At 60.2% G+C, this 9,738-nt stretch carries 7 protein-coding genes; all 7 read right to left on the reverse strand.

Translation table 11 applies throughout. From position 1 onward, the window contains the following. Nucleotides 1-15: 15 nt before the first annotated feature. Complete coding sequence (locus tag KBF66_RS12515) at nucleotides 16-4,746, reverse strand: glutamate synthase-related protein (protein WP_296657063.1); 4,731 nt, start codon at nucleotides 4,744-4,746, stop codon at nucleotides 16-18. A 170-nt stretch (nucleotides 4,747-4,916) separates the two neighbouring features. Further along, nucleotides 4,917-5,621, reverse strand: coding sequence for a transposase (locus KBF66_RS12520; protein WP_296657067.1), 705 nt, complete (start codon nucleotides 5,619-5,621; stop codon nucleotides 4,917-4,919). A gap of 53 nt (nucleotides 5,622-5,674) precedes the next feature. Next, nucleotides 5,675-6,136, reverse strand: a complete 462-nt coding sequence (locus tag KBF66_RS12525; RefSeq protein ID WP_296657073.1) for a glycine zipper 2TM domain-containing protein — start codon at nucleotides 6,134-6,136, stop codon at nucleotides 5,675-5,677. A gap of 25 nt (nucleotides 6,137-6,161) precedes the next feature. Next, nucleotides 6,162-7,049 carry an SAM-dependent methyltransferase gene (locus KBF66_RS12530; RefSeq protein WP_296657076.1) on the reverse strand — a complete coding sequence of 296 codons (888 nt, stop codon included), beginning with the start codon at nucleotides 7,047-7,049 and terminating at the stop codon, nucleotides 6,162-6,164. A gap of 57 nt (nucleotides 7,050-7,106) precedes the next feature. Further along, a complete protein-coding gene (locus KBF66_RS12535) occupies nucleotides 7,107-7,655 on the reverse strand; it encodes a DUF1415 domain-containing protein (RefSeq protein WP_296657080.1) in 549 nt (182 codons plus the stop codon). After that, nucleotides 7,655-8,848: a deoxyguanosinetriphosphate triphosphohydrolase gene (locus KBF66_RS12540; RefSeq protein ID WP_296657083.1), complete on the reverse strand. Its 1,194-nt coding sequence runs from the start codon at nucleotides 8,846-8,848 to the stop codon at nucleotides 7,655-7,657. Before KBF66_RS12540 ends, KBF66_RS12535 begins: the two co-directional genes overlap by 1 nt. Before the next feature lie 53 nt (nucleotides 8,849-8,901). Next, the coding region (gene aroB / locus KBF66_RS12545; protein WP_296657086.1) for a 3-dehydroquinate synthase at nucleotides 8,902-9,738 on the reverse strand (837 nt) is incomplete at its 5' end.

The following is a 9,738-nucleotide window of genomic DNA, read 5'->3' on the forward strand; positions in this document are numbered from 1 at the left end:
GATAAATTCCTGTTCTCAAGCCTTTATTGCTTCTTTTTTAGAAGCTGCTTGCGCAAGCTCTGCAATGGCTAGAGCCGATTTTTTTGCATGAATTTCGCCCAAGGCACGTTTGTACTCATTGGGGAAGACCTTGACAAACTTCTGGCGGCTGACATCCCAGTTGTCGAGCAGTTCACGGGCGCGCTTGCTGCCGGTCCAGCGGTTGTGCTCTTCCAGCAGCTTCTTGAGTTGCACCTCGTCCGCGAGGCCGCGGTGCCAGAGTTTTTCGTTGATGCTGGCCTGCTGGTCCACCACAGACAGCACTTTTTCCAGTGACACCATGGCAGTGTTGCAGCGCTTGGCAAACTGACCATCTTCGTCATACACATAGGCGACACCACCGCTCATGCCGGCGGCAAAGTTGCGCCCGGTCTTGCCCAGCACCACGACCGTGCCACCGGTCATGTACTCGCATCCATGGTCACCCGTGCCTTCGACCACCGCCGTGGCACCCGACAGGCGCACGGCAAAACGCTCGCCTGCCACGCCGCTCAGATACGCCTCGCCGCTGGTGGCGCCAAACATCACGGTGTTGCCCACGATCGTGTTTTTGGTCGCATCACCGCGAAAGTCGATGCTCGGACGCACCACCACCCGACCACCGGACAGCCCCTTGCCGGTGTAGTCGTTGGCGTCGCCAATCAGGTACAGCGTGATGCCCTTGCACAAGAACGCACCAAACGACTGACCGCCCGTGCCTTCGAGCTGAATGCGGATGCTGTCGTCAGGCAAACCTTCCGGGTGCACCTGGGTGACGGCCCCGGAGAGCATGGCACCAACCGAGCGGTTGACATTGCGTGCCACTTCGATGAACTGCACCCGCTGCCCCTTGTCGATGGCGGCACGGCTTTTCTCGATCAGCACGTTGTCGAGCGACTTATCCAGGCCGTGCTCTTGCGACTCCTGATGGAATCGTGGCACGTCGCTGGGCACATTGGGCATGGCGAGCAGGCGGCTGAAGTCAAGCCCCTTGGCTTTCCAATGTGCCAGACCCGCGCGCATATCAAGCAGGTCAGCACGGCCAATCATGTCGTCAAACTTGGCAATGCCCAGCTGCGCCATGATCTGGCGCACCTCTTCGGCAATAAAGAAGAAGTAATTCACCACATGCTCGGGCTTGCCCGAGAATTTCTGGCGCAGCAGCGGGTCTTGCGTGGCCACGCCCACCGGGCAGGTGTTGAGGTGGCATTTGCGCATCATGATGCAACCTTCAACCACCAGTGGCGCGGTAGCGAAACCAAATTCGTCAGCGCCCAGCAGCGCGCCAATGGCCACGTCGCGGCCGGTTTTGAGCTGGCCGTCGGTTTGCACCCGGATGCGGCTGCGCAGGCGGTTGAGCACCAACGTCTGCTGGGTCTCGGCGAGACCAATCTCCCACGGGCTGCCGGCGTGCTTGATCGAAGACCAGGGTGAAGCACCGGTGCCACCATCGTGCCCAGCAATGACCACATGGTCCGCCTTGCACTTGGCAACGCCGGCGGCAATGGTGCCCACGCCGATTTCCGACACCAGCTTGACGCTGATGCTGGCGCTGGGCGTGACGTTCTTGAGGTCGTGAATCAGCTGCGCCAGATCTTCAATCGAGTAAATGTCGTGGTGCGGCGGCGGACTGATCAGGCCCACACCCGGCACCGAATGGCGCAGTTTGCCAATGTAGTCGGACACCTTGCCTCCCGGCAACTGGCCGCCCTCACCCGGCTTGGCACCTTGCGCCATCTTGATCTGAATCTGGTCGGCGCTGCTCAGGTACTCAGCGGTGACGCCAAAGCGACCCGAGGCCACCTGTTTGATGCGGCTGCGCAAGCTGTCGCCAGCCAGCAAAGGCAAATCGACTTCAACCACGTCGGCGCCAATCACGCTCTTGAGCGAGTCGCCTTGCTTGATCGGGATGCCTTTGAGTTCGTTGCGGTACCGCGCCGGGTCTTCACCCCCTTCGCCCGTGTTGCTCTTGCCACCAATGCGGTTCATCGCCACGGCCAGCGTGGCGTGGGCTTCGGTGCTGATGGAACCCAACGACATGGCGCCGGTGGCAAAACGCTTGACGATCTCTTTGGCGCTTTCGACCTGATCCAGCGGGATGGCTTTGGCCGGATCGATTTTGAACTCGAACAGACCGCGCAGCGTCATGTGACGCTTGCTCTGGTCATTGATGATCTGCGCGTATTCCTTGTAAGTGTTCCAGTTGTTCGCGCGGGTGCTGTGTTGCAGCTTGGCGATGGCATCAGGCGTCCACATGTGCTCTTCGCCACGGGTACGCCAGGCATACTCGCCACCGGCATCGAGCCGCGTGGCCAGCACCGGGTCGGCACCAAACGCCGCCTTGTGCATACGGATGGCTTCTTCGGCGATCTCGAAAACGCCAATGCCCTCGACCCGGCTGGGCGTGCCGGTGAAGTATTTGCTCACGGTATCGCTGGACAGGCCGATTGCCTCAAACAACTGCGCGCCGCAGTAACTCATGTAGGTGGACACACCCATCTTGGACATGATCTTGGACAAGCCCTTGCCCACCGCCTTGATGTAGTTGTAAATGGCCTTGTCGGCACTCAAGTCGCCCGGCAAATCCTGGCAGATGCTGGCCAGGGTTTCAAGCGCCAGGTAGGGATGAACGGCTTCGGCACCGTAGCCTGCCAGCACACCAAAGTGGTGCACCTCACGCGCAGTGCCGGTTTCCACCACCAGACCGGCGGTGGTGCGCAAGCCCTCGCGCACCAGATGCTGGTGAATCGCTGAAAGGGCCAGCAAAGCGGGGATGGCTACCTGGGTGGGGGACAGCGCGCGGTCGCTGATGATCAGGATGTTGTGCCCGCCCTTGATCGCATCCACCGCTTCGGCGCACAGCGATGCCAACTTGGCCTCGACACCTTCGCGGCCCCAGGTCAACGGGTAAGTGATGTCCAGCATGTAGCTGCGGAACTTGCCCTGGGTGTGTTTGGCAATGTCACGCAGCTTGGCCATGTCGGCAAAGTTGAGCACCGGCTGGGTCACCTCCAGGCGCATCGGTGGGTTGACCTGATTGATGTCAAGCAGATTCGGCTTGGGGCCGATGAAGCTGTTGAGGCTCATCACGATCGCCTCGCGGATCGGGTCGATCGGCGGGTTGGTGACCTGCGCAAACAACTGCTTGAAATAGTTGTAGAGCGGCTTGTTCTTGTCACTGAGCACTGCCAGCGGGCTGTCGTTGCCCATCGAGCCAATGGCTTCTTCACCGTTGGCGGCCATCGGGGCGATCAGGAATTTAAGGTCTTCCTGGGTGAAACCAAACGCCTGCTGGCGGTCGAGCAGCGTACCTTGGGACTCTGCCGCGTTGGCCGGCTCTCCCCCGCCACGCACGTCGTCGAGGCGAATACGCAGGTTCTCGATCCACTGCTTGTACGGCTTGCTGTTGGCCAGGCTGGCTTTGAGCTCGTCGTCATCGACCATACGACCCTGTTCCAGGTCGATCATGAACATTTTGCCGGGCTGCAGGCGCCATTTGCGCACAATCTTGTTCTCGGGGAAAGGCAACACACCGGATTCGGAGGCCATTACCACCAGGTCGTCGTCGGTGATGCAGTAGCGCGACGGGCGCAGGCCGTTGCGGTCGAGCGTGGCACCAATCTGGCGACCGTCGGTGAACACAATCGACGCCGGGCCGTCCCAAGGTTCGAGCATGGCGGCGTGGTATTCGTAAAAGGCGCGCCGGCGCGGGTCCATGTCGGCGTTTTGCTCCCAGGGCTCGGGGATCATCATCATCACTGCCTGGCTGATGGGATAACCGGCCATGGTCAGCAATTCAAGGCAGTTGTCAAAAGTGGCAGTGTCGCTCTGGCCGGCAAAGCTGATCGGGTAGAGCTTTTGCAGGTCAGCACCGAGCACGGGAGAGGACATCACGCCTTCGCGCGCCTTCATCCAGTTGTAGTTGCCTTTGACTGTGTTGATTTCGCCGTTGTGCGCCACATAGCGGTAGGGGTGCGCCAGCGGCCACTCCGGAAAAGTGTTGGTGGAAAAGCGCTGGTGCACCAGGCCCAGCGCCGACACACAGCGTGGGTCCTGCAGGTCACGGTAGTAGGTGCCTACCTGATCGGCCAGCAACAGCCCCTTGTAGATCACCGTGCGGCTGCTCATGCTGGGCACGTAATACTCTTTGCTGTGCTTGAGTCTGAGCCGAACAATGCGCGTGCTGGCGGTCTTGCGGATGACATACAGCTTGCGCTCAAGGGCGTCCTGCACGATCACGTCGGTGCCCCGGCCAATAAAAATCTGGCGCAGGATGGGCTCTTTCTTGCGCACATTAGGCGACATCGGCATGTCGCGGTTCACTGGTACGTCGCGCCAACCCAGCAGCACTTGACCTTCGGCCTTGACGGCGCGCTCCAACTCCTGCTCACAGGCTTGGCGGCTGGCGTGTTCCTTGGGCAAAAACACCATACCCACGCCGTATTCTCCCGGCGGTGGCAGAGTCACGCCTTGTGCCGCCATCTCTTCACGGTACAAGGCATCGGGCAACTGGATCAGAATGCCCGCGCCGTCACCCATCAGCTTGTCAGCGCCGACCGCACCGCGGTGATCCAGATTCTCCAGAATCTTCAGCGCGTTCTGGACAATGTCATGTGACTTGGCACCTTTGATGTGCGCCACAAAACCCACACCGCAAGCGTCGTGCTCTGCGGCAGAAGAATACAAACCATGGTCCTGGAGATGCGAAATCTCGGCAGCCGTCGTCATTGGCGCGCTCCTAAATAGGTCAAAAAAGTAACTTTACCGCACTGCAACATCAATGCCAAACAAATTAATTGGGGTCAGATTCCAATTAATTTTCAGATTTGGCATAACTATTTTATATAGGGACACATCAACTTTATAGCTTCAATTACTTATTGATATTGCGCTATAGATCATTTTTGATTGGAAAATTTGACCGAAAACGGCCGTCCGGCCACAGCCTTGCTGACGCGACGGGCTGTCCGCTTTTGCAAATTAGCGACAAAATCTGTCTCACCCAAGGCCCAGCCACTCAGGGTGGCGGCGGTCAACGCCTGCTGCTGCACCGTGTTGAGGCCTGCGTGCACCAATTCGGCGTAAGCTGCCTCACGGGCAAATGGGGTGTTGCCCAGTTCCCAAGCCAGGGCATGCGCCGTGACCAAGCTGTCTCGGTGCAGGCCAATGTAATGGGCGTGGCTGGACCACGGGTAGTCCTGCGCCCGCGACACCAGGCCTGCGCGCACCGGATTGAGGTCGATGTAGACCATGCAGGCCAGCAGGTAGCGCTCGGACTGGATCACGGTGGACTTGTATCTCCCCTCCCACAGCGTGCCGGTGCGCTGTTGGCTGGCGTTGAAATAGCGTACATAGCTGCGCCCCACCGCCTGCATCACCAACGGCAGGCCGTCTGCCGTCTGCGGTGTGGCCAGCAGGTGAAAGTGATTGGACATCAGCACATACGCATGCACAGCCACCTGAAACTTCTTGGCGCTTTCTTCCAACACATCGAGCAGTCGCCGGTAGTCGGCCGACGTGGCCACAATCGGCTGACGGTTGTTGCCGCGTTGAATGACGTGGTGCGGGTAGTCTGGCAGCGTCAAACGTGGCAGTCTGGCCATACCGATTACACCGGAGAAAATTAATTGGAATCTGACCCCAATTTAGGTGCCAATTAAGGTGCTCGGCTCACCCGCACCTTGCCGCCGGTGGTCACGATAATGACCTTGTCACCGGGATAGAGCGCATCGTTGCCTTTGGACTGCACCACCGCGCGGCGCTCACCGCCTTTGAGTTCGATCAGCAGTTCGATACCATCTTCGCGGGTGCCTTGGCGCTCTACGGCGTTGCCGATCATGCCACCCACCACTGCGCCGAGCACACCGCCCACAATGCTGTCGCGGCGGCCGCCGATGCTGCTCCCAGCCACTGCGCCAATAACCCCACCAGCGGCGGTACCCACGCCGGACTGACTACCGTCGATGGTGATGTTTCGCACCGACAGTATCACCCCGTCCTCCACCAGGGACATGCGCTGCGCGTCACCGCGCTGCACCACGTCCGGGCTGCTGGTGGCACACCCGCCTACTGCCAGCGCAACCCCGATCACAACACCAGCCAAAGCAATTTGACGCATAAGTCCTCCTGAAAATGACCACAAATCAATGACAACTGCCATTGTCCGCCAGCGCGGAAAAGCGCACCGCAGCCAGTGACGATAAACCAAATTCTGCCAGCAAAGCGTTCAGGCGCTGCCCTGCAGCCGCTTTGCGTTGGCCGGTGTAACGGGCGATGATCAGCTCGTTTTTCATGCTGTGCTCCCAGCCCACCAACTCGGTGACCGTGACCTGATAACCGCAGGCTTCAAGATACAGGCAGCGCAGCACATTGGTGATCTGGCTGCCCATTTCACGCGTGTGCAACGGGTGACGCCACAACTCCGCGAGCGGCGTGCGCGCCAGTGACAAGGCTTTATGCTGACTCAGCACCCGCGCCACTTCAGCCTGACAACAGGGCACCAGCACCATGAAGCGGGCTTTTTTTTGCAGGCCAAAAGCAATGGCGTCGTCGGTGGCGGTGTCGCAGGCATGCAAGGCGGTGACGACGTCGATGCGCTCGGGTAGTTGGTCTGACTGGGCCGACTGCGCCACCGTGAGGTTCAGAAACGACATGCGATCAAAGCCCAGACGGGCGGCGAGCTGCTGCGACTTCTGCACCAGCTCGGGGCGGGTCTCGATGCCGTGGATGTGCCCGCCGTGGTGCTTGAAATACAGGTCGTACAGGATAAACCCCAGGTACGACTTACCGGCGCCGTGGTCGGCCAGAGTGATATTGGCGGCGTTGCCGGCGGTGTCTGCCAGTTCCAGCAGAAGTTTTTCGATGAATTGGTACAGGTGGTAGACCTGTTTGAGTTTGCGGCGTGAGTCCTGATTGAGCTTGCCCTCACGCGTCAGGATGTGGAGTTCCTGGAGAAGTTCGATGGATTGACCGGGGCGGAGTTCATTGGCCAGGGGCTTGCTCGTCGAGACAGGCGATTGATGCTTGGACATACAAGGATGATGCCATGAACGAGGTGGCGATTCTGAATCACTTTGCGGCGCGCACTGTTACGGCGACGCGCCGACTTTCAGCGCATCCCACCCCGCTTGGCCCAGCGTTTCCATGGTTTGCATGTTGGTCTCGAAAATCGCCTCGGGGTTGGGGAAAGCGGCCACGGCGCGGTCGATGCTGTCCTCCCGCAGCAAGTGCAGTGTCGGGTAGGGCGAACGGTTGGTGTAGTTGGTGATGTCCTCGGCTGCAGTACCAGCAAACTGGTAGTGCGGGTGCAGCGAGGCGATTTGCAACACGCCATCGAGGTCCAGGTCCAGCAGCGCCTGATCGGCCTCCGCCAGAAAATCATTGAAGTCGAGGAAATCCTGCAAACAAGCAGGTGCGATCAACAGCGTTGTGTCCCGCGCTTTGGCGTCCAGCGCGACCAGCTGCTGGAGCTCATGCCTCAGGTCTTTCAGCAGTGCTGGCGGCGTGGTGGCCTGGCTGACGGCGTAGTGCACCTGCCCCTTGACATGCACGCTTTTGGCAAACGGGCACAGGTTCAGGCCAATCACCGCGCGCTCGAGCCAGGCCACGGTATCGGCGATTACACGTTTGGAGTCCATCATGGTGATCCTGCAGGAAAAACGTCCAGACCCGTCAGGCGTTGATGCTCACGGGCGGCAAACCGGTCGGTCATGCCGGCGATGTAATCGGCCACCACCCTGGCCAGCGACGCTTGTGACTCGTTTGCCGCGCCAGCCGCATACTGCCAACGACGCTGGTGACTGGCGGGCATCTCTTGGGGCGCTGCCAGATAGGCATGAAACAGGTCGCGGACGACTTGCCTGGCCAGCCCCGTGGTTTGCATCACCTGAGGATGACGGTACAGTTTCTGCAGCAAGAAAGCCTTGAGGGATTTGGACTGATGGTGCATGACGGCACCAAATTGCAGCAGCGGCGGCAGCACCCGCACGGCCGCCACATCGCGCGGTTGGGTCTGATTCAGCGCCGCCTGGGTGGCCGTGATCACGTCGTAGACCTGGGCGCTAAGCATGCGCCTGATCGCCTCGAACAGCAGCCGTCGCGCCTGGGTGGGCTCCTGCAACTGCGGGTGATCGGCCAGCGCTTGCTGGTGAAAATAGTCAAACAGCGGCACTTCTTGCAGCTGGGCCAGCGTGATCAGACCCGAGCGCACGCCGTCGTCAATGTCGTGTGCGTTGTACGCGATCTCGTCGGCCAGGTTGCACAGTTGGGCCTCCAGGCTGGGTTGCTGATGCGCCAGAAAGCGCCGCCCGACGCCACCGGGCTCCTGTGCCTCCAAGGTCTGGGCGTCAGCCGGCGTGCAGTGTTTCAGGATGCCTTCACGCGTCTCGAAAGTGAGATTGAGTCCGTCAAACTCGGGGTAGCGCTCTTCCAGCTGGTCCACCACGCGCAGGCTTTGCAGGTTGTGTTCAAAGCCGCCGAACTCGGTCATACAGTCATTGAGTGAATCCTGCCCGGCATGACCAAACGGGGTGTGGCCCAGGTCATGCGCCAAGGCAATGGTTTCAACCAGGTCTTCATTGAGGTGCAGCGATCGCGCGATCGAGCGTGCCAGTTGTGCGACTTCGAGCGAATGGGTCAGCCGGGTGCGAAACAGGTCGCCCTCGTGGTTCAAAAACACCTGGGTTTTGTACACCAGTCGCCGGAACGCGGTGCTGTGCACAATGCGGTCACGGTCGCGCTGGTAGTCGGTGCGTGTCGGCGCTGGTGCCTGGACAAAGCGCCGCCCACGCGTCTGCGCTGGGTCACAGGCATAACAGGCAAGCATCGTCATTAAGTAAAAACAGGCTTTAGCGCTTATGCAGTATGCGCTCAATGCTATGAATCTTAATTTTTCCCTGAAACACCCGCGCAACAGGCCTCGATCACCTGCCGCACCACCGCATCTGGCGCACCACGCACCACGGCACGGCCCGGCTGATCGATCAACACAAATTTGATCTCGCCGGCCTCGGACTTTTTGTCCAGCCGCATCAGCTCCAGGTAGCGCCCGGCGTTGTCGGCCCCAGGCAGCACCGGCGCGCGCGTCGGCAAACCGGCCCGGCTGATCAGCTGGGTCAAACGGTTGACGAAAAACGCGTCCACCAGCCCGAGCCGCGCCGACAACTGCGCCGCCATCACCATGCCGCAACCCACGGCCTCGCCATGCAGCCAGACACCAAAACCCAGGCCTGCTTCAATCGCATGGCCAAAGGTATGACCAAAATTCAGGATCGCCCGCAAACCGGCTTCGCGCTCGTCCTGCCCCACCACCCAGGCCTTGATCTCGCAGCTGCGCTTGACGACATACGCCAACGCGGAAACGTCACGCGTCAGCAGTGCATCCATGTGCGCCTCCAGCCAGGCCAGAAAATCCATGTCGGCAATCGGGCCGTACTTGATGACCTCGGCCAGGCCCGCAGCCAGTTCGCGATCCGGCAAGGTCTTGAGTGTCCCCAGATCGCACACCACTTTGAGCGGCTGGTAAAACGCCCCGATCATGTTCTTGCCCAAGGGATGGTTGATGGCGGTTTTGCCGCCGACCGACGAATCCACCTGTGCCAGCAAGGTGGTGGGCACCTGTACAAAGGGTACGCCGCGCATGTAGCTGGCGGCCGCAAAGCCGGTCATGTCACCCACCACACCACCACCCAAAGCAAACAGCGTGGTTTTACGGTCACACCC

This window comes from Rhodoferax sp., from assembly GCF_018063565.1.
Classification (GTDB): domain Bacteria; phylum Pseudomonadota; class Gammaproteobacteria; order Burkholderiales; family Burkholderiaceae_C; genus Rhodoferax.

Coding starts and splice junctions, on each gene's coding strand:
- KBF66_RS12515 (WP_296657063.1), bottom strand. CDS start 4,746: ATGACGACGGCTGCCGAGATTTCGCATCTCCAGGACCATGGTTTGTAT.
- KBF66_RS12520 (WP_296657067.1), bottom strand. CDS start 5,621: ATGGCCAGACTGCCACGTTTGACGCTGCCAGACTACCCGCACCACGTC.
- KBF66_RS12525 (WP_296657073.1), bottom strand. CDS start 6,136: ATGCGTCAAATTGCTTTGGCTGGTGTTGTGATCGGGGTTGCGCTGGCA.
- KBF66_RS12530 (WP_296657076.1), bottom strand. CDS start 7,049: ATGTCCAAGCATCAATCGCCTGTCTCGACGAGCAAGCCCCTGGCCAAT.
- KBF66_RS12535 (WP_296657080.1), bottom strand. CDS start 7,655: ATGGACTCCAAACGTGTAATCGCCGATACCGTGGCCTGGCTCGAGCGC.
- KBF66_RS12540 (WP_296657083.1), bottom strand. CDS start 8,848: ATGACGATGCTTGCCTGTTATGCCTGTGACCCAGCGCAGACGCGTGGG.